The following is a 19,521-nucleotide window of genomic DNA, read 5'->3' as shown; positions in this document are numbered from 1 at the left end:
GAGAATCGACTACTCAGCAGTCGTTTTACTGAATCAGACACTCACGCAGTCTTCGAATAACGCTTTTGCCATCTGATAGCCAACGACACGATAGTAGAAAATGTCAAACGAACATCTCGAAATCGAGCTGGGTGAAGAATCCGGCGTCGAAGAGGTCGTCCTCGGGTTCCGAAAGGACGGTGAGTATTACGAACTCGCGGTGGTCGAACCGCCGGTCAAAGCGGAGATACGGAAGCGGTGAGAGCGCCGGTAGCGGTAAACGCGTCGTATCGTGCACTTCACGCGCGTACAGGTTAATCCGGCAACCCCGAGTAACCGTTACAGGCTATTGGTCGAGCGCCCGATGCAATTTCCCAGTGACGGTTGAATCATCAAACACCGATGAGTACAGAAATCGTTTCCTCGTACGGAGGAGCCTCACGTGGGAATTCGACGGTATGCTCTATCGATGTTGGTTCTATACCACTATGCATTAGCCTTCTAAGTACGAGCGATGGTGTCCAAGCATCTTTGAAAAACTCGCTGCAATCGTCGACCTCAAATTTCACTATATCTCGAGCTAATCTCCCATTCGGATTGTTGCATAGTTTTTCGACGACAACCTCTTTTCGTCCATCACGAGGTGTCATCGATTCGCCGCGGTACTCTACTTCCTCTGAGAAAACTTGCTCAGGTTCGACCGTTCCTCGAAATACTGGGGCAACAGTGGTCGCTATCTCCGATTTTATCCAATCTTGTGGGGAGTACCGTTTTGGGTCGTGGCCGTACGCCTGAAATGGCCCGTCCTCCTCCATTGATTCTTGTTTCTGTCGTAGTTCTGAGACTGGATCGTTGGAGGTATCATCTTTCAAATTCTGGAGCGATTCATCGACCAGGTCTGTGAATGTGGAAAACCAGTCGTCAGACTCTCGAATCCGTCTTACTGAATCGCCCGGGACGAAAGTTTGCAAGAGTTCTGGATACACTGGTTGTAAGGTATCTTGTTCAGAAGCAAACTGGACCGCTATCGGAGGGGATGGCGCATCCCATGGAATGCCGTACTCTTCTGAGATACGATCGCGGTCTTCTATTTTGCCCACTTCGTAGCCGAAGTGTAATTCGTGTGGAACAAATGTGCTGAGAGAAAAACCAACCATTAACCCCTCAGATTACCCACAAGAATTTAGTCTCTTTGTTTGAACCACATTGGCTTTCCAAGGGCACTCCTCTACAGATTCATCTTTGCGAGATACGTACCCTGTATTCAGCACTGCTGCAACAAACTACCAATGGCTGGTGATTTTCAACATGTCTACAGAGAACCACCAGCCAGCACCAACGAGAGCCACCAACTGATTACTCTCAGCATACCAACCGTGTGGTCAGCAATCGCTCAGAAGTGTAGAAACGGGCTGGGAGGGACTTGAACCCCCGACCGTCTGGTTAAAAGCCAGACGCTCTGCCTAACTGAGCTACCAGCCCTCGAACTTTCTTTAAGTGGGGATACTGATAAGCGTTTATTTTCGTTCCCCCATTTTCTATGTACCCCGTTGCCGTCTACCATGTATGGAACTGCGCGACTTCGTCGATACATTCCTCAGGTTCGAGAGCGTCGCACGGGCCGAAGCACCCGCACAGACGTGGTTCAAGAACCGTCTGCACGACTTCGGCTTCGAGACGTACGAGTGGAGCGCCAACCCGCGGCGACTCAGTGACCATCCGTCGTTTCCCGACGACCCCGACGACATCGACACGATAAACCGGCCGAGCGTCGCGGGCGTCCTCGAGTTCGGTGAGCCAGACGCCGGGAAGACCCTCGTCCTCAACGGGCACGTGGACGTGGTCCCCGCCGACGCAGAACTGTGGACCCACGAGCCGTTCCTCCCTCGATGGGACGACGACGCTGGGACGGTCAGCGCTCGCGGTGCGGCCGACATGAAGTCGGGACTCGCCGCGTGTCTCTTCGCCGCACTCGACCTGAAGGAGGCAGTCGAGTCGGGAGACGTCGACGTGGACGGCCGGGTCGTCGTCGAGAGCGTCGTCGGTGAAGAAGAAGGCGGCATCGGCGCGGCCGCCGCCGCGCTCGACAATCCGTATCCGTTCGAGCGCGACGCCGCGTTGGTTGCCGAACCGACGCGACTCAAACCGGTCGTCGCCACCGAGGGAACGGTGATGAAACGACTCCACGTGACCGGGCGAACCGCCCACGCCGCCTCACGGTGGCGTGGGGTCGACGTGCTGCCCAAGTTCGAGACCATCCGGCAGGCGTTCTTCGAACTCGAAGCAGAGCGGAGCGAACACGTCTCACATCCGTTGTACGACTATCCGATTCCGTGGCCAGTCTGTGTCGGCCGCGTCGAGGCGGGGTCGTGGGCGTCGAGCGTGGCGGGGACGCTCACCGCAGAGTGGCGACTGGGCGTCGCACCGGGAGAGACCGTCGCCGACGTCGAACAGGCGTTCGAGGAGCGACTGGCGTCAGTCGTCGCCGACGACGAGTGGCTTTCCGAACACCCGCCGACGTTCGAGCGGTTCTCCATCCAGTTCGAACCCGCCGAAATCGACCCGGACGAACCAGTCGTCGGGGCAGTTCGAGACGCACTCCGAGACGAGTCGCTCGACGACGAACCGGTGGGTGCGACCTACGGCGCGGACTCACGACTCTACGTCGAAGCGGGCATCCCGACGGTCGTCTTCGGTCCGGGGAACATCGACCAGGCACACTTCCCAGACGAGACGATAGAGTGGGCCGAAGTCGAGACTGCTCGCGGCGTGATTCGCGAGACGGCACGGCGGTTCCTTCAGTCGAAGTAATCCGTCAGTGCGTCGGCGATGACGTCGCCCGGTTCAGCGTCCTCTAACGAGGCGCGACGGCGCAGTTCGAGGTAGACGCTAGGCGGGAGCGACACCGAGAGCGACCCGACGTCGACGCCGTGGTCGGTGAGAGCGTCGACGGCCGAGGTTCCGTCGTTGACCTCACTCGCGAGGCGACGAACTTCCCGGACGGTCAGGTCGCCGTCGAGCGTCGCCCACGCGAGGTAGAGTCGTGCGTCACCGGAGACGCGGGCGATGTGCTTTGCCGCCGTCGGCGCGATATGCCCGCGGGCGACGTGCCGACGGACCGACTGCGGCAGGTCGTGGACGCGGGCCCACTTGCGGATGAACGAGACGGTGACGTCGCCACCGGCCATCTCTGCTGCCTGTTTGTACGACCCGACGCCACGGACGAGGGCCGCACAGGCGGCGGCACCACGGAGCATGAGGACGTGGTCGTCGCCCGCCGAGGATTCGGAGAACGAGCGAACTGTTCGAGCGGCCTCTTCGACACTCTCGGGGTCGGTGGGGTCGAATCCGACCGCTTCGCGAGCGCGCTCGCCCGTGACAGCGGGGTCGCCACGGACGACAGGTTCACCGACAGGTTCTCGCCTGTCGGCCGGGACCCGCTGGGAGCGTCGGTGTTCGTCGTTCGTCATCTACGAGTCGGTTCCGCGTTCTCGGTTAAAAATATCCCCCTGAGTGGCGGGGACCACGCGCGAGCGCTCACTCTTCTCGTGACTCCGAGAGGTGTGACCAGATTTCGGTACAGCCAGCGCCGTCTTCGAGGTCGTCGAGGTGAGACGTGACGTCTCTCTCTTCGGCGGCTGTTCCCGTCTCGCTCTCGGATTCGGTAGTCCGCTCGGTTTCGAGTTCTGCCTCGCCAGTCATGCCGACTCCTCCAGTTCGGTGTCGAACAGTTCGGGGGCGGCGTCGGCGGAGGCGTGTTGTCGGACGGCGGTTCGATGGTCACTCATCGTCGGCACAGTTGGGAGGCATCCAGATAAGGGAATCCGCACCTGTAATGTGTACCCCCACTCCCGGCTAGCGGAACGGGTTGCCCCTACCTCAGACGGCGCTCGAACGACAAAACCGCCGGACAGAGTCCAGTTTGTGCTGAGATGTCCCGTCGCGCCCTCCTGCGGGGATTGCGTCCGCCGTCCAGCATAGGTACCCAGAACACAGACTGGGAGCTATGAGTGTCTCGTTGCGCGTCCTCGACGACGGTGCGTGGGTCTCCGTGAACGACGCGAGAGAGGTGAGCGTCAGCGAACTCTGGCGTCTCGATGCGCCCGCGTTCTGTGCCTGCGACCTCCCCGATTTCGTCGTCGAGAACGTTCTCGCTGTCGGTGTCGACGGACGAACCATCGACGCGAAAGTGTACGGCCAGTGTATCGCCTGCGGTGAGACAGGCGTTCCCGGATGGATTCCAGTCGGTCGACTCTCGGACGGCGAGTTCACCGATATCGACCGCGAACGGTCCGTACTCGCGGTTCGAGAGACTGCCCACGATTAGGAGGTGTTTTTTGCCTGTGTTTGCCAGCACCGGGAAGGGTTGACGGTACGCTCGCGGCCTTACGTCGGGACACACATGTGAGTCGTACGAATGCCTACGGACGTCGAACGGTGGAAATCAGAAGTCTACGGTACCGAGATTCGAGAGCACCTGTTCCGATTCGCAGAAGAAGGGTGGGAGTCCATCCCCGAAGACGAGCGAGACGCGTGGTTCGAGCGCTTCAAATGGTGGGGCCTCTACCACCAGCGGAACGGCCAGGAGTCGTACTTCATGCTGCGCATCGGGACGCCGAACGGCCGGTTGGAACCCGGACAACTCCGTGTGGTCGGTGAGGTCGCAAAGGAGTACGCTACGGGACCGGGAACGAACCCTCTCTTCGGTGACGCCTACGCCGACTTCACCACCCGACAGTCGATTCAACTCCACTGGATAAAACTCGAAGACGTCCCCGACATCTTCGAGAAACTCGAAGCCAACGGCCTCTCGGCACAGCAGGCGTGTGGCGACTCGTGGCGGAACATCGTCGGCAACCCGATGGCCGGCGACGACGCCACCGAAGTCGTCGACGCGTGGCCGGTCATCCGAGAACTCAACGAGACGTTCAAAGGGAACGACGACCACTCGAACCTCCCGCGGAAGTGGAAGGTGTCGGTGACGGGCACGCCAGACGGGTCGGGACAGGGCGACATCAACGACCTCGCGCTCGAACCGGCGTACAAAGAGATAGGTGGAGAGCGCACGGTTGGCTTCAACGTCCGCGTCGGTGGCGGGCTCGCCCGCAACGAACCGCGCTTCGCCCGCGACATCGACGTGTGGGTCGCACCCGAGGACGCCCCCGCCGTCGCTGGGGGGCTCTCGGCACTCTTCCGCGACCACGGTGACCGCGAGAATCGCTACAACGCCCGCATCAAGTTCCTCGTCGACGAGTGGGGGCCCGAGAAACTGCGCCGCGTCCTCCAAGAAGAGTACGTGGATTTCGAACTGGAGACTGCCGGCGAGGACGTACGCGACCAGTACACCTACAACGCCGGTGGCGAGGGTCGCAACGACTTACTCGGCGTCCACGACCAGAAGGACGGGTCGAACTTCGTCGGCCTGAACGTCCTCGTCGGACGCATGGGCGCAGACGACGTCATCGAACTCGCAGACCTCGCAGAGGAGTACGGGTCTGGTGCGGCCCGACTAACCCAGCGTCAGAACGTCATCGTCCCGGACGTGCCGGACGAGAAACTCGACGCTTTCCTCGCAGCAGACCTGCTGGAACACTACTCGCCCGACCCCTCGCCGTTCATGCGTGGGTCGGTCGCCTGTACGGGCACCGAGTTCTGTTCGCTCTCCATCGTAGAGACGAAGAACCGACAGGTACGCTTCGCCCGCTGGTTGAAGCAGAACGTCGAACTTCCCGACGGAGTCGACGAGTTCCACGTCCACCTCTCGGGATGTACGGCCTCGTGTGCGCAACCGCAGATTGCGGACGTGAGTCTCCGCGGCATGAAGACGCGCAAAGACGGCGAACCGGTCGAAGCACTGGACGTCGGCCTCGGCGGCGGCCTCGGCGAAGAACCGCAGTTCGCCCGGTGGGTCACCCAGCGCGTCCCCGTGGACGAAGTACCGGGTGCAATCGCGAACCTCCTCGCCAACTTCGACGACCAGCGCGAGGGCGACGAGACGTTCCGCGAGTTCGTCCGCCGCCACGACGACGACGAACTGGCCGAACTGGTCGAACCCGAAGAGACCAGTTACGACGACCCGATGATGCACAACACGAAGCGCACGTGGTATCCCTACGCCGAAGACGACAGTCTGGACGGGAGTCCCGCGCCGAGTCTCGCCGACGGGACGCCCATCACGAGTGACGACTGAGATGGACCGCATCCTGAAGGTCAACGCCTACACGACCCTCGACGTACTCGAAGGGACCGCAGAAGGCCACGGCTTCGACGAATCCGCGTTCGCGGTGCTCGACGTCACCTCGCCGCGGAAGGACCCCGACGCCATCACACTCGAACTCGAACTCGACGGGACACAACTCGACACGCTCCCACCCCACGCAGACCGGGTGATACTCTCACCCGACGAGGCACGGACGCTGGCGGCCGACCTCGAAAAACACGCCGAGCGAGTCGAAGCGGCGACCGACGACTGACCCACAGTCCGCTTTTCTCTCGAATTCGACGGTCTACAGTGTAGTTTCCTGCCGAGCAGTTTCACTAGTCGCTAGCGCCCAGTGACAACACAGACCATGGTGGTTTTTATCTTGATTTTTCACACAAATCGAGCCAATCGTTCACAATCGATATGGATTCGTCCAGCAAATTGCGAGAGCGATAGACATATGACCACGACCACAGAATAGTGGCATGTGATATTGACGAGGCCTTCACGCAGTCTTCGCATTGCCCGTCGACCGTTCTCCACCTCCCGCGCTCACCCGGCGAATCGAACGCCGGTCACAGCGCGGGGGGTGGTGGCGTGAGTCGTCACCGGACCCTCGTCCTCTTCGTCGCGGCGGCGGTGCTGTTCGGCACCTCGTTCGTCGGTATCAAAGCCGCCATCGGAAGCATTCCACCGGTGCTCTTTGCGGCCTTCCGCGTCGACGTCGCTGCTATCGTCCTCTTGACGCTCGTCGCCGTTCGCGGGGGCTACTGGCTTCCGCGTAGCCGTGCCGACGTTCTCGGTGTCCTCGCGAGCGCCGCGTTCGTCCTCGGAGCGAACAACGTGCTGCTCTTCCTCGGTCAGCAACACGCGACGACCGGTGCTGCCGCCGTCATGTACAGTCTCATGCCGGTGGTCTCCCCCGTGTTCGCGATGCTCCTCCTCGACGACGAGCGCATCTCCGCCGTTGACGCCGTGGGAATCCTCTTCGGCCTCGCTGGCGTCGTCGTCATCGTCGGTCCGGAGAGCGCCCTCGGTGGGGGGAGCGTCGGGCAGGCGCTCGTCGTCGGCGCGGCACTCTCTGTCGCGTTCGGGACCGTTCTGCTCAAACGCGTCGGCCCGACTATCGGGACGATTCCGCTCACCGCGTGGGCGATGGTGGTCGCCGCCGTCGGTATCCACGCCGTGAGTCTGGGACTCGGCGAGTCGCCCACGCAGGTGGCGTGGTCACCGACCATCGTCGCGGCCATCCTCTACGTCGGCATGCCGGCGACGGCAGCGGCGTACCCGGTGTACTTCGCGCTCCTCGCCGAGGCAGGGCCAGTTCGAGGGAACCTCGTCGCCTACGCGATGCCGATCGTCGCGACGCTCTCCGGGTGGGCGTTCCTCGGCGAGTCTATCTCGGCAGGGACGATTCTCGGATTCGGCGTCATCGTCTCCGGTTTCCTGCTGGTCCAACGCGAGAGCGTGGCTCGAATCTTCGGGACGACGGTCAGACGGCCCGCAGAGACGGAGTAAAAAGAGCGCTGTTGGAATTTTCGATTTTGGCAGTCGTGATGTGCTGATTACAGCGGGTGAGCTCAGCAAACGTGGCCCGTTCCACCATATATAAGTTAACCGACAATAGCACTGTGTTATTCTACGATGAGCGACGAGACCGATGGCACGGGTGGCGATTGTTCAGAATTCTCGCGGCGAACGATGCTGGGCGGCATCGCTGGGACGGTTGGGGTACCCTTTTGGCTCGAATTCGAGCGCGATTCGCTAGGCACGACGGGTGTTCGGAGAGACCAGACCTCCGGCGACTCGGATGAGGGGCTGAGAGCGCCGATTCCTCCGGCACCCGACGACCCGTTCCTCATCACCCAGTACGGCGACCAGTACTTCACCGTCCCGTCTGTCAATGGCTGGGTGCCGGTTTCCCACCGGGAGCGGCTACGGACCATCCAGCGGTTCCATCCCGATACGGTCGACTGGGATTCGGTTATGTCGTTCGACGAGGGCGACATCCGGACGTACAAGAGCCAGAACGCACAGTTGGCGTTCTCGCTGGAGACGGGACTCCCCGGAACTGTCGCCCGCAACGTCACCATCAACATCCCGAACGACGACGCAGCCGAAAAGTACCAGGCCGTCTTCGACGCCTACGACTGGCGGTTCCCGGACGGCACCCCTGTCGAGCACCCGAAGGGCCTCCTCGCAGAGCAGTTCGATGGGACGCCACACAGCATCGAGTACACCTTCGAAACGAACGGCGTTCCGTCCGTATTCGCACCGGGTGCCGCCGATATCCTGATGTACGTCGCCCGAAAGAAGCTGTCGGCAGGCTACTCGTCGTTCTGGATAGACGGCATCGGTCCCTTCCGCGTCCACGGGCTCGATTTCTCCGTCTGGGCGCGGGACGCGTTCAGGACGCACCTCGAATCGCTCTCCGCAGACCACCGCCAAGAGCTCGGTATCGACGACCCTGCGTCGTTCGATATCCGGGGCCACCTCCGCGACGAAGGACTGACACCGACCGACGGTAGTGACCCGTTCGAGGACCCGGTGTTCCGCGAGTACCTCCTCCACCAACATCAGGGGATTAAGGAGTTCTTCTCGACCTGTCGAGAACGGCTCCACGAACTGTTCCCGGAACGGATGGACGCCGGCGACATCAAGCTCACCGGGAACCACTACATGGGATATTTCGGTCACCCCCAGGCTGCGAACGTGTACGTCAGTGACTACCTCGATTTTGTCCATCTCGAACACTTCCCCCGAGTCGACCCGCCCATCGACTATCACTACAAACTGGCGCGGGCCATCGGTCGGTTCTCGAAACCCACCACCGCCAAGGGAACCCTCGCCTCTCAGAGAGCAAAGCTCGACGGCTTCGACCCCGAGGAACAGTATCCGAACTTCAAGCGGTTCCAAATCGCCGAGTCGTACGCGATGGGCGCACGGATGAAGATACCGCTCACGAGCGGGGCCGCGTACCGTGACGAACACACACTCACCAACTGGATTCGAGCGGACGGGACGGTGCCGGAGCGCCTGCAGTCGTTTGTCGACTTCCTCTGGACGCACGAACGTTTCCTCGACGATATCGACTCCGACACCAGGGTCGCCGTCGTGTGGTCGCTCCCGACAGTACTCTGGAATCACGAACCACAATGGGACGTCGGACAGCAAGGCGACAGCCCGCGTCTCGAATCTTTCGTCGGGACGACGACACTCCTCAGGGAGGCACAGATACCCTACGACGTACTCGTCTTTGGACACCCCCGCCTCTGGGACGACGGTGACCAGCTCGAACGGCTGCGCGAGTACGACGCCGTCGTCCTCCCCAACCTCGACAGCGTCACCGACGCCCAACTGACGGCACTCGAAACGTACCTCGACGACGGTGGCCACGTCGTCACCAGTGGGACGCCACCCTCACGGGATGCGATGTACGAACCCAGAGACGACACCGCGACAGTCTTCGAACACGACAGAGCGACCGTCCTCTCGGACGACCCTGGAAGCGTCAAGAACCAGCGTGGGAAGACCACCGGTGAACTCCGAGACACGCTTGAATCTGCAGATGTCCAGTCGGTGACCGACGTCGACGACCAGACGCTCTCCGTGAGCAGACACGTCCAGTCAGACCCCGACCGGGTCGTCGTCCACGTCCTCAACTACGAGTATACGGTCGAGACAGACACGTTCGACACGAAGACCGACGTCTCGCTCTCGATTCCGAAACCCGACTTCACGGTCGAGGCCGCCCGGTACTACAGTCCAACGGGCAGCACAGACCTCTCGGTGACGGTCGACAGACAGAAGGTTGGCGTCACAGTTCCGGAACTCACCGACTGGGGGTTCGTCGTCCTCGTTCCCTCGGCCGACGCGCTCGTGAACGCAGACGCCGAAGCGAACGCTCGCGAGCAGATTGCGACTGTGAAGAACGAACTGGCCACAACCAAAGACGAAGTCCGTGAGTTCGCAGACGCGTTCGTCAGCGCCGAGGTGTACCACGACGCCGCGGAGACTGCCCTCGAAGCGAACGCGTACGGGAAGGCGTTCGACGCGGCCCAAACTGCGAGCGAAAAGTTGTCCGAGGCTCACCGCCCTCCCGTCGTCGGCATCGACATGAGTCACACCCAGGAGTTGACGTTCGACGACGACGACCCGTTCGCTCCGCTCCGCGACACCTTCTCTCAGTACGACTTCCGGATGCTCGACAGTTGGAGCGAAAGCGAACTCGACGAACTCGACATCCTCGTCGTTCCACCGGCACTCGCCTTCCGCCGTGCGCAGTTCCTGTTCCTCGAGGAGGAGGTCGAGGCGGCCGAATCGTTCGTCGAGGACGGAGGGAGTTTGCTCGTACTCGCCCGCGGTGGCGTCGACGACGGCATCGACGTGCTAACCGAGACGTTCGGCTTCCGGTTCCAGGGTCGACCCGTCGTCTTCCCCGAGGGGGAACGTCGCCAAGTCGAACCCACGCATCCGGACCACCTGCTCACACGTGGAGTCTCCGAGATTACGTTCCAACTGGGGACGCCTATCGCGGAGCGTCCCGCCGAATCGACGGTCCTCGCCAGCATCCCCGAGGACTCCGACGCGTGGTTCCATCAGGAAAGACCACTCCAATCGCGAAGCGACGCGGAGGGGTCCGCAGCTGGGTCTGACATGTACGTCACGGCGAGCCACGGCGACGGCCGAGTCACGCTCTTTGGCATGCATAGTTATCACCTCCTACCGGACTGGTTGCGTAACGTCGAAAAGGTCGTCAGCAACCAGCTGTCGGTCCTCGGCTCGGAAGCCGTTCGTGCTAAGCGCTCGTCACAGGAAGCGACGACCACGCCGAACGGCACGCAGTCGTCGACGGCCGACCCATCCCAAACCGACACGACGGACTCGGCTACACAGCCAGCCACTGCCAACTCCGAGTCGGCGACCAGCACCCCTGGGTTTTCGTTCACGAGCGGCGCTCTAACCGGGGTGACTGCGCTCCTCACAGGGTGGCTCTGGCATCGGTCGGACGACGACGACTGACGCTGTCGTCTCTGTGAGATTCGCCCTCTCGATTCGGGACGTACTCAAAAGTTTTCAGAAAGTCGGGCTTTTAGCCGGGGTACTAGAAACAAAAACTGCGCTCAGACCGCGATACGCCGCCGAACCGTGGTGGCGACGTCGACGAGTGCTTGCTTTTTCATCGCCGCGAATCCGACGAAGATAGCGCCGAAGCCGACGACCGCCGACGTCTCGATGGCGTGACCGAGGAGCACCCAACTCATGAGTGCCGCGACGATGGGTTCGACGTAGCCGATGAGGTTGAGTTCCGTCGGTCCCATGCGGTCGAGAAGTTCGAAGTAGAGCATGAATGCGACCGCTCCCGAGACGAGCGTCAAGTAGAGGAACGACGCGATACCGAGCGGTGCCCACTCGATGGCGGCCATCGATTCGCCGCGTGCCAGACCCCAAACGTGGAGGATGACACCGCCGCCGAACATCGTCCACGCCTGCATCGACTGGACGGGTAAATCTGTCCGGAGGGGTCGAGTGAGAACGGACCCGAGCGCGAACGAGACCGAGCCGAGGAAGATGAGGACGATACCGAGTCCCTGTGCAGAGTCGAGGATACCGGGACCGGGGTCGGCAACGAGGACGACGCCCGTGAATCCGGCGAGCAGTCCGAAGACACCCGTCTTTCCGAGTGAGTTTGCAGAGAGGATATGCGCCGCGAAGACGGCGGTCAGGATGGGTGAGAGACTGATGATTATCGACGCGATGGCACCGGGGACGTAGTTCTGGCCGAGGTAGAGGAGGCCGTGGTACGCGGCGATGATGAACACCGCACCGATTGCCGTCGCGAGCAGTTCGTCTCTGGTCTGGGGCCGCCACCGGTCGGTGGAGTAGACGGCGTACGCGAGCATCAGGAGGCCTGCGGCCTCGTAGCGTACCGCCGCGAACGTCAGCGTGGGGAAGAACTCCAACCCGACTTCGATGGCGACGAACGACGTGCCCCACATCGCCGCAAGGACGACGAACATCAGGGGGGTCGTCGGGAGGTTTCTCCAAGTTGGTTGCGTCATGGTCGGATGTGCTTCAACCCTCAACGGCGCACGTTGTTAAATCCTTCTACAAAGAATTCGTATTTGATTGGATTTATCATTCAGCATTTCTCAAGTTGCCGCGTTTAATTTCAAATAAATCCTGACATTCTGAGTTTGTCGAATGCGTGGCGAAAACAGCCCTCAGCAAACAGACTTAGGTTCCGTCCCACGTGCTGTGTAGATATGGACGAACGCGACGTGCGCCTGCTGAAGGCCATCGCGGACCTCGGTACAGGAAGCCCCGAGAAGTTACACGAAGCGACCGGTATCCCGGTATCGACCATTCACTATCGGTTGAACAACCTGAAAGACGACGGCGTCATCGAGAACGACCTCTACGACATCGACCTGGAGGCGTTTGGACTCGGTGTCACCGTCGTCATCGAAGTGTTGGCTGACTACAGTGGCCCGTACGAAGAGGTCGGCAACGAACTGCTGGAGATAGAAGGCGTCACACAACTGTACTTCACGATGGGTGAGACAGACTTCATCGTCATCGCCCACCTCGCCGACTCAGACCGAGTCGAACGCCTCATCAACGACTTCGAAGCGATTCCAGAAGTCGACCGGACGAACTCGACGTTCGTCATCTCGACGATGCGCGATAGCCACCGCGCACTCCAGAGTTACACCCTCGAGACCCTCTTAGACGAACTCGGAATCGACGGCTAAATTCCGACAGTCGATTTACATCTGTTCGGTTCGTACCGTCGACTATGTCCGAGACCGTACAGGCGTGGTTGGTCGAGCGAACCTACTCCGACGACGAACAGAACATCATCATCCTGGTCTACGCGACGACCGACGGAACCCGATATCACAGAAAAGAGCGGTCGCTGACGAGTTTCGAGTCGGATATTCGCGACACCTACGCCGCAATCGAGATTCCCGAAGACGAGTTAGGGCGCGTCGGCGACGAGGAGACACGAGCGAATTACGCCGCCGCAGCACAGGAGATGGCCGAGACACACGACCCGACCGACGTCGTCTAACCGGAAACGCGGAGAGGCGACGACCTACCCCCCGATACTGCTTCCACTGCCGACAGATACTGCTTTCACTGCCGACTGATACTGCTTCCACTGCCGACACTGCCGACAGACACTACTTACACTGCCGACGCGACCGGAAGTTCGATGACGACGACCGTTCCAGTGGGGTCGTTGTCTTCTATTCGAACCGACCCGCCGAACGATTCGACGAGTTTGTTCACGAGGTAGAGACCGAGTCCCGTCCCGGAACTTTCCAAGCCTTTCTCGCCTTTCCCGAAGACGACCTCTTTCCGACTGTCGGGGATACCGACACCGTCGTCGGCGACGCGGACGACGACGACGTCGTCACCGTCGTCACTCGCGTCGACCTGTGCAGAGAGCGTGACTGTGGTATCGCAGTCGTTGTGTTTGATGGCGTTTCCGAGGACGTTTCCGAACACCGAGGCCAAAAGTGGGTTGGCGCGAACCGCGACGTCGGGTATCTCGCCGTCGATTTCGAACGTCGCGTTCGGGTACGCCTCGTGGCGAACGGAGAGTTCGCGTTCGATACTGTCGACGAGCGAGACCGGATGCGTCCCGACTGTGTCGCCGCTCATCGTCTCGATGAGGTCGCGAGAGACTTCGGTTATCTCGATGGTGTGGCGGCCGGTCGAGAGGACGCGCGCGAGGATGTCGTGACCCTCGTCGTCGACGTGGTCGTCGAGTAACTCCGCCCACCCGACGATGACCGCCATGTCGTTTCTGATGTCGTGGCGGATGATTCGATTGAGCGCTTCTAACTCGGCGTTCATCCGTTCTAACTCTCGCTCACGAGAGCGGCGGGCGGTGACGTCCTGAATCGTCCCCCTGAGGGCGACGACGCGACCGTCTCTGATGACCGGTTCACCGCGGGTTCGGACCCAGCGTTCGGCACCATCGGCAGTCACGAAACGGAAGTCGTCTTCCCACGTGGCCCCCTCGTTGCGACAGCGTTCGACCAGCGTGCGAACCTCCTCGCGTTGGTCGGGGGCGTAAAAGTCGAGCGCGTCGTCGAGTGACGGGACGTACTCTTGTGGAACCCCGTGGATGCGCTTCGTCTGGTCGGTCCACTCTAACGTCTCGTCTAACAGGTCGAGTTCCCATCCGCCGACCTTCGAGATGCGCTGTGTTCGGTCGAGGAAATCACGACTTCGTTCGAGTTCGCGCTCACGTTCCTTCTGTTCGGTGAGGTCCTGAAAGACCACGACGTTGCGGTCGTCGGACAGCGACGTGAGGGTGAGACGAACCGGAACGTCGGTACCGTCCGGGCGTCGAATCGTCACCTCTCCTTGCCACCGTCCGTCCGATTCGAGTGCCTCGTCGCACACGTCACGAATTCGGTCAGTCTCTGCTTCGCTGTGGAGGTCACCCCACGGGAGGCCGAGCATCGACTCGCTATCAGCGTAGCCACAGATGCGCGCACCCGTGTCGTTGATGTAGACGTGCTCACCGTCTTCGGTGAGTGCGATACCAGCGTCGACGGCAGCGACGGCGCTCTTGAACGCCTCGAGTTCCTGTTCTCGTCTTCGGTCCTCGGTCACGTCTTCGACTGTCGAGATGAGGTACTCGTGTCCGGAGAGTTCTGCAGTCGAGAGGCTCACGTGAACCCAGATGAGTTCGCCACCGGCGTTCTCCATCGGCCAGAGAAACTCGTTGCTGCCGGTTTCGAGTGCGGTTTGTACTTCGGTGTGTGCCCGTTCCGCCGTGTACCCCGGCACGTCCGCAGTGAGGTCGATGGGTGCTGTCGTGAGGACGGTATCCTGGTCGGCACCGAGGATGTCGAGATAGCGGTGGTTGATGTCGATGAGTTCGAGTGTATCGAGGTCGCGCACGGCGATTCCAACGTCGATCGATTCGAAGAGTGCACGATGGTCGAGTGACTTGTTCGTGGTCTGGACGGCGTTGGAGACGGCCCGTCCGAGGTTTTCGAGGTCGATATCTGATGGGGACGTACGCTCGTACGAGACGACTGGCACGCCGTCGGTTCGCAACACCGCCGTGAGTGAACCTCTATCGCCATCTTCCAATTCGGTCGACACCACGAGACAGTCCACTCGTGAGCGTTCGAGTGTGGACCGGCCAGCCTCGATGCTGGTGGCAGTTTCGACGTGTACTGTCGTCGCCTCGCCATCGACGACGTCGGGGAGCGCAGCGGCGAGGCGCTCTCCGACTCGTTCGTTCTCGTCGACGACGAGAAGGTTCACTCTCCCGGTCATACCGGTGAAACGCAACCGGGGGTCAAGTATGGAACGGACGGGGATGGAGTTCAGCGACCAGGTTCTGGTCGAACGAGACACGAAAATGAGGTCGGTTCGCTGAACCGAACAGAGCTACTCGGTGTGGTCGTCGCCGTCGTCGTGACCGCCGTCGTCGTGGCCGCCATCCTGACCACTGTCATCGTGACCGCCCTCTTCGTGACCGCCCTCTTCGTGACCGCCCTCGTCGTGACCACCGTCGTCGAGGCCGTGTTCGACCATCTCGTTCAGTTCGGTCACCTTACCGTGGACGCCCTCGAGGAGGTCGTCCGACGGAGGCGACATTCCCGGTCCATCGAGTGGTGGTTCGCCGACGACGACGCTCCCGATCATCCCGACCGACTCGTGGGGAACACAGTGGTAGTCGTAGACACCGGCTTCGTCGAACGTGACTTCGTACGTCGCACCGCTCTCAGAGAGCACTCCACTGTCCCAGGCGTCGGTTCCCTCTGGGACGCGGCGTGGTGCGTCGTTGTCCGGGTGGTACGCAGTCGCCGTGTGCGTCCCGCTCTCGAGTTCGAACGTGACCGTTCCGCCTTCTTTCACGTGGACGACGTGAGGGTGGAAGTGGTAGCTGTCGTCTTCGGTCAGCATGGTGACCGTCGCGTGTTCGGCGGGGTCACCAATCGTTCCCCCAGCGTGTCCGTGACCACCGTCGCTCTCGGTGGCCTGTTCGGCCGCCGTCTCGTCGTCGTGGGAATCTTCGTGCGACACCTCGTTTCCGGCTTCTGGAGCCGCATTGCCCGTACACCCTGCGAGACCAAGCACAGCGAGACCTCCAGTTGCCTTCAGGACGTTCCGCCGAGTTAGTGAATCGTTCATGGGTAGGTCACCCGACAGATGGTAGTTCGAACTGGACGTGGTAATGAAGGACTGCTGTTTTGCCGAGTCGGCAAATCCGGCGAGGGTTTAAGTACCAATACGAGGCACCTCCGAGTGAGAAACGTGTGTCAGGTGCTTCAGACCCGGACGAACTGCTCGAACTGCTCGGGGACGAGTACGTTCGGTCGATTCTCGTCGCCACGAGTCGGACTCCGCAGTCGGTCAGAGAACTCAGCGACGAGTTCGGTGTCGCCCAGTCGACGATATACCGGCGACTGGACGAGATGGTGGACCATCGCCTCCTCGAAGAACAGACGGAACTCGTCGCTGACGGGAGTCATCACAGCGTCTACGAGGCGAAGCTCACACACCTCGAGATGGTCGTGGCCGACGGCGAACTCCGAATCGAGTTGGACTACGACGAGTCGGCGGCGGAGCGGTTCACACGTCTCTGGGACGATATCAGGAGGAAGTAAGCGTGCACATTGAACTCGTCGTCGCGAAAGTCGTCACGATGGCACTCGGGTTCCTCATCGCCTACCAGGCGTACAAGGGATACACCGAGTACGATAGCAAGCCGATGCTCTTCGTCGCAATCGGGTTTCTGTTCATCAGTTTCGGTGCGGTCATAGAGGGTGTCCTCTTCGAAGTCGTCGGGTTGTCGCTCTTTCAGGCTGGAACCATCCAGACAGGTGTCGTCGCGGTCGGGATGCTCTCTGTCCTCTACTCCCTGTACGGCTTACGACACAGCAGTGACGGGTCGTGACTGACGCACAACGGTCCTCTTGGACCGCTCGTCGAGTCACGACTCTCGTGGTCGTCGGCGACGCGAATGGTCAGCACGGGTAGGGATGAGACACTCGATTCCAAAATTCTTGAACTCGGTTTCCTTGGATTCGAAAGTAGGAACTGAGAGATAACACGGTTGGCTGAACGAAAAGAGACGTAAACCTTGCAGGCGTATGTCGATGTGTGGACGGCGGAGTGCCGTCCGTGATTCTACCTATGACGACGATACGCGACTCGACACGACTCATCGGTATCGTACTGCTCGCGCTCGCGGCACTGTTCGTCTTCCCCGCACTCCTCGGGATGTCGGGCGTCTTCGGTGGCGGCCCGATGGGGTGGGGCGGCGGATGGATGCACGACACGTGGATGCACGGCGGCACCGGCGGGACCAGCCCGTGGTGGATGTGGGGGATGGGTCTCTTCGGTCAACTACTCGTCCTCACCGTCCTCGTCGGGGGCGGTATCTGGCTCTTCCGCGCGCTGAACAGTGGTGGAAGCGGTGACGACGCACTCGAAGAACTCCGGCGGGCCTACGCCCGAGGCGACATCGACGACGACGAGTTCGACCGGCGCCGGACTCGCCTCGAAGGAGATTCGACGAACGACTAGCGACTAACGACGACCGGCTAACGATTAGCGACCGTCGTCAGCTATTTCCTGCCCTCGGTGGCCGGGAGGGTCAAGTTCGCTCGTATCCACCCACCGGGTGAACCGTCGTCTGATGTCGTCCCAGTCGTCGTTCGACTCCGCGGACTCGGTCCCCGCAGCCATCTGAATCGGGTGATTCGAGTTGAGATACTCGTAGGACATGATGCTCGGATACTCCGCTATCGACAACGCGTGGGAGTCGACGCCAGGACTGTCGCTCCCGTGGACACCGAGCAAGTGACCGATTTCGTGGACGTAGAGTCGGTCGGTCTGGTCGGGGCCGTCGATGGCGATTCGACCCATGTTGGCTGAAGCACGGACCTGACGGTCCTCGATGAAGACGGACTCAGCGACGAAGATGTACTGATAGCCACGGCCCGCTCGGTCGAAGTCCGCGACGACCCTGTCGGGATGGCTCACGTTGGCTACCCGGAGTGCCGTCAAATCCGTCTCGTCGACGACGAAGTGGACCGCGAACCCGGTCGAACCATCTGGGTTTTCGACGGGTGCAGACGCGAAGAACGCGGCAGTGTTGTTCAGCGCAGTCCAGTTTATCGTGGCGGTGTAGTACGCGTCGACTTCGAAGTAGAGGTCTTTCCGGAGAGGGTTCGCGTCGGGGAACTGCTGCGGTGACCCGTACACTTCGACGCCATCGCCGAGGTTGTCGCCGTCGGTGTCTTGGACTGTCGGGTCGGTCCCGATTCGACGTTCGACACTGTCGGAGAGGCCGTCGCCGTCTGTGTCTGGAGAGTCGGTCACGTCCGAGATGGTTGGAGAGAGTCCGAGTCGGTACTCGATGCTGTCGGAGAAGCCATCGCCGTCTGTATCGGGGTTGAGTGGGTCGGTTGGGTATCTGACCACTTCGTCCCAGTCGTCGAGGCCGTCACCGTCGGTATCGGTGGTAAATGCGTCAGTTCCGACCGACGATTCTAGCCGGTCGTCGAGACCGTCGCCGTCGGAGTCTGACCACACAGGTTCTGACTTCAGCGGCGGCCTATCTACAGCGTCCGTCGTCGGAGTCACGTAGATTCCGGACTCCGGACCGACAGGTGTCTCTGTCACTTCAGACGCGAGTTCCTCATCTGAGAGGTGCACACCACTGTCGAAGCTCGCAGACGAGGTAACCGCCGCAGGAGAGAACGCGACGGTTGCACTCGCCATCACTGGAAGAACGAGGAGCGAGACGATGACGATGAGGCGGATTGGAACCATCGGGTGTGCGGGCAGTAGGGCGGTCGATTCGGGCGGTCACGGCGATTGTCGTTTTATTTGATTTTTTGTGGTTTCAGGTGATTTTGGAAGGTTGACAGAACAGACGCCGTGAGTGGTCATAGTTATAGAATGGGTGACAACATTAGCCACAGCCTAGACGGCAGTGAGAGAATGAAAATCGGCAGTAACGAACAGTCACCGAACAGGAGGTGTGACGGGTCGAGGGGTCGTGTGGCCGTCTTCGACCGACCAGACGAGACCACATCCAGGCATTCTCGTCGAGCGATTCCGACCGGAACGCCTATGCTTGTTTAGGGCCACCTAAAAGTATGGACTCAAAGTCGCCATCAGGAGGGCCCTTGGCCGTACTCAAGCGCTTCCACCCACAGCGAACGCGACTCCGCGTCTCGGCGTGTGTCGCGGCGAGTCGGTCGATGCGAGACGTGCCAGACGAAGACGCGGAATAGACGCGCCAGACGAAGACGCGGAGCGAAGAGTACTGATTCTTCGGACGGAGGAGT

Annotated in this window: 20 protein-coding genes and 1 tRNA gene; 13 read left to right on the top strand and 8 right to left on the bottom strand. The window is 61.0% G+C overall.

What is annotated here, in order from left to right; genetic code table 11:
• The first annotated feature begins 100 nt into the window (after positions 1 to 100).
• Complete coding sequence (locus tag GJR99_RS10570) at positions 101 to 241, top strand: hypothetical protein (protein ID WP_154325979.1); 141 nt, start codon at positions 101 to 103, stop codon at positions 239 to 241.
• Between the two features lie 130 nt (positions 242 to 371).
• Here the strand turns inward: GJR99_RS10570 and GJR99_RS10565 are convergent, their stop codons facing one another.
• Both GJR99_RS10565 and GJR99_RS10560 read right to left on the bottom strand, forming a co-directional pair.
• Positions 372 to 1,136: a hypothetical protein gene (locus GJR99_RS10565; RefSeq protein ID WP_151111935.1), complete on the bottom strand. Its 765-nt coding sequence runs from the start codon at positions 1,134 to 1,136 to the stop codon at positions 372 to 374.
• A gap of 251 nt (positions 1,137 to 1,387) precedes the next feature.
• A tRNA-Lys gene (locus GJR99_RS10560) sits at positions 1,388 to 1,461 on the bottom strand.
• Between the two features lie 84 nt (positions 1,462 to 1,545).
• Here GJR99_RS10560 and GJR99_RS10555 point away from each other — a divergent pair.
• The gene (locus GJR99_RS10555) at positions 1,546 to 2,790 is read left to right on the top strand and encodes a M20/M25/M40 family metallo-hydrolase (protein WP_151111933.1); all 1,245 of its coding nucleotides are present in this window, start codon (positions 1,546 to 1,548) and stop codon (positions 2,788 to 2,790) included.
• On the opposite strand, the gene GJR99_RS10550 is transcribed toward GJR99_RS10555, so the two are convergent.
• Both GJR99_RS10550 and GJR99_RS17475 read right to left on the bottom strand, forming a co-directional pair.
• Positions 2,778 to 3,449 carry a DUF7119 family protein gene (locus GJR99_RS10550; protein WP_151111932.1) on the bottom strand — a complete coding sequence of 224 codons (672 nt, stop codon included), beginning with the start codon at positions 3,447 to 3,449 and terminating at the stop codon, positions 2,778 to 2,780. The two genes, GJR99_RS10555 and GJR99_RS10550, sit on opposite strands and share 13 nt — an antisense overlap.
• A 67-nt stretch (positions 3,450 to 3,516) precedes the next feature.
• Positions 3,517 to 3,681 (bottom strand): hypothetical protein, encoded by a 165-nt coding sequence (locus GJR99_RS17475; RefSeq protein WP_191967107.1) that lies wholly within the window; start codon positions 3,679 to 3,681, stop codon positions 3,517 to 3,519.
• A 304-nt stretch (positions 3,682 to 3,985) separates the two neighbouring features.
• On the opposite strand from GJR99_RS17475, the gene GJR99_RS10545 reads away from it, so the two are divergent.
• From GJR99_RS10545 to GJR99_RS10525, 5 genes are all read left to right on the top strand, one after another.
• Positions 3,986 to 4,306, top strand: a complete 321-nt coding sequence (locus tag GJR99_RS10545) for a hypothetical protein (protein WP_151111930.1) — start codon at positions 3,986 to 3,988, stop codon at positions 4,304 to 4,306.
• A gap of 90 nt (positions 4,307 to 4,396) precedes the next feature.
• The gene (locus tag GJR99_RS10540) at positions 4,397 to 6,169 is read left to right on the top strand and encodes a nitrite/sulfite reductase (protein ID WP_151111928.1); all 1,773 of its coding nucleotides are present in this window, start codon (positions 4,397 to 4,399) and stop codon (positions 6,167 to 6,169) included.
• A gap of 1 nt (position 6,170) precedes the next feature.
• Positions 6,171 to 6,452, top strand: a complete 282-nt coding sequence (locus tag GJR99_RS10535; RefSeq protein WP_151111926.1) for a DUF6360 family protein — start codon at positions 6,171 to 6,173, stop codon at positions 6,450 to 6,452.
• Positions 6,453 to 6,778: 326 nt separating this feature from the next.
• Positions 6,779 to 7,699, top strand: coding sequence for a DMT family transporter (locus tag GJR99_RS10530; RefSeq protein WP_151111924.1), 921 nt, complete (start codon positions 6,779 to 6,781; stop codon positions 7,697 to 7,699).
• Positions 7,700 to 7,825: 126 nt separating this feature from the next.
• Complete coding sequence (locus tag GJR99_RS10525) at positions 7,826 to 11,203, top strand: type 1 glutamine amidotransferase family protein (RefSeq protein ID WP_151111922.1); 3,378 nt, start codon at positions 7,826 to 7,828, stop codon at positions 11,201 to 11,203.
• Positions 11,204 to 11,304: 101 nt separating this feature from the next.
• On the opposite strand, the gene GJR99_RS10520 is transcribed toward GJR99_RS10525, so the two are convergent.
• On the bottom strand, positions 11,305 to 12,243 hold the full coding sequence (locus GJR99_RS10520; protein WP_151111920.1) for a DMT family transporter: 939 nt from the start codon (positions 12,241 to 12,243) through the stop codon (positions 11,305 to 11,307).
• Between the two features lie 204 nt (positions 12,244 to 12,447).
• Between GJR99_RS10520 and GJR99_RS10515 the strand changes: the two genes are divergently transcribed.
• Both GJR99_RS10515 and GJR99_RS10510 read left to right on the top strand, forming a co-directional pair.
• Positions 12,448 to 12,936 carry an Lrp/AsnC family transcriptional regulator gene (locus GJR99_RS10515; RefSeq protein ID WP_151111918.1) on the top strand — a complete coding sequence of 163 codons (489 nt, stop codon included), beginning with the start codon at positions 12,448 to 12,450 and terminating at the stop codon, positions 12,934 to 12,936.
• Positions 12,937 to 12,980: 44 nt separating this feature from the next.
• Positions 12,981 to 13,256 (top strand): hypothetical protein, encoded by a 276-nt coding sequence (locus GJR99_RS10510; RefSeq protein ID WP_151111915.1) that lies wholly within the window; start codon positions 12,981 to 12,983, stop codon positions 13,254 to 13,256.
• A 116-nt stretch (positions 13,257 to 13,372) separates the two neighbouring features.
• Here GJR99_RS10510 and GJR99_RS10505 read toward each other — a convergent pair whose 3' ends face one another.
• Together GJR99_RS10505 and GJR99_RS10500 are read right to left on the bottom strand one after the other, a co-directional pair.
• The gene (locus GJR99_RS10505; protein WP_151111913.1) at positions 13,373 to 15,490 is read right to left on the bottom strand and encodes a PAS domain S-box protein; all 2,118 of its coding nucleotides are present in this window, start codon (positions 15,488 to 15,490) and stop codon (positions 13,373 to 13,375) included.
• Positions 15,491 to 15,604: 114 nt separating this feature from the next.
• Positions 15,605 to 16,351, bottom strand: coding sequence for a plastocyanin/azurin family copper-binding protein (locus GJR99_RS10500; protein WP_151111911.1), 747 nt, complete (start codon positions 16,349 to 16,351; stop codon positions 15,605 to 15,607).
• 125 nt (positions 16,352 to 16,476) lie between these two features.
• Here GJR99_RS10500 and GJR99_RS10495 point away from each other — a divergent pair, with 125 nt between their 5' ends.
• The 3 genes from GJR99_RS10495 (at position 16,477) to GJR99_RS10485 (ending at position 17,749) form a co-directional block, all read left to right on the top strand.
• Entirely contained in the window at positions 16,477 to 16,827 is a 351-nt protein-coding gene (locus GJR99_RS10495) for a winged helix-turn-helix domain-containing protein (protein ID WP_151111909.1), read from the top strand.
• Positions 16,828 to 16,829: 2 nt separating this feature from the next.
• A complete protein-coding gene (locus GJR99_RS10490; RefSeq protein WP_151111907.1) occupies positions 16,830 to 17,117 on the top strand; it encodes a DUF7521 family protein in 288 nt (95 codons plus the stop codon).
• A gap of 239 nt (positions 17,118 to 17,356) precedes the next feature.
• Positions 17,357 to 17,749 carry an SHOCT domain-containing protein gene (locus tag GJR99_RS10485; protein ID WP_151111905.1) on the top strand — a complete coding sequence of 131 codons (393 nt, stop codon included), beginning with the start codon at positions 17,357 to 17,359 and terminating at the stop codon, positions 17,747 to 17,749.
• A gap of 24 nt (positions 17,750 to 17,773) precedes the next feature.
• On the opposite strand, the gene GJR99_RS10480 is transcribed toward GJR99_RS10485, so the two are convergent.
• Positions 17,774 to 19,000, bottom strand: a complete 1,227-nt coding sequence (locus tag GJR99_RS10480) for a thrombospondin type 3 repeat-containing protein (RefSeq protein WP_151111903.1) — start codon at positions 18,998 to 19,000, stop codon at positions 17,774 to 17,776.
• A gap of 329 nt (positions 19,001 to 19,329) precedes the next feature.
• On the opposite strand from GJR99_RS10480, the gene GJR99_RS17470 reads away from it, so the two are divergent.
• Entirely contained in the window at positions 19,330 to 19,467 is a 138-nt protein-coding gene (locus tag GJR99_RS17470) for a hypothetical protein (RefSeq protein ID WP_191967106.1), read from the top strand.
• The last annotated feature ends 54 nt before the right edge of the window (positions 19,468 to 19,521 follow it).

Source organism: Haloferax marinum (assembly GCF_009674625.1).
Classification (GTDB): Archaea; Halobacteriota; Halobacteria; order Halobacteriales; family Haloferacaceae; genus Haloferax; species Haloferax marinum.
The sequence above is the reverse complement of the archived record's forward strand: the minus strand, read 5'-3'. Positions and strand labels throughout refer to the sequence as shown.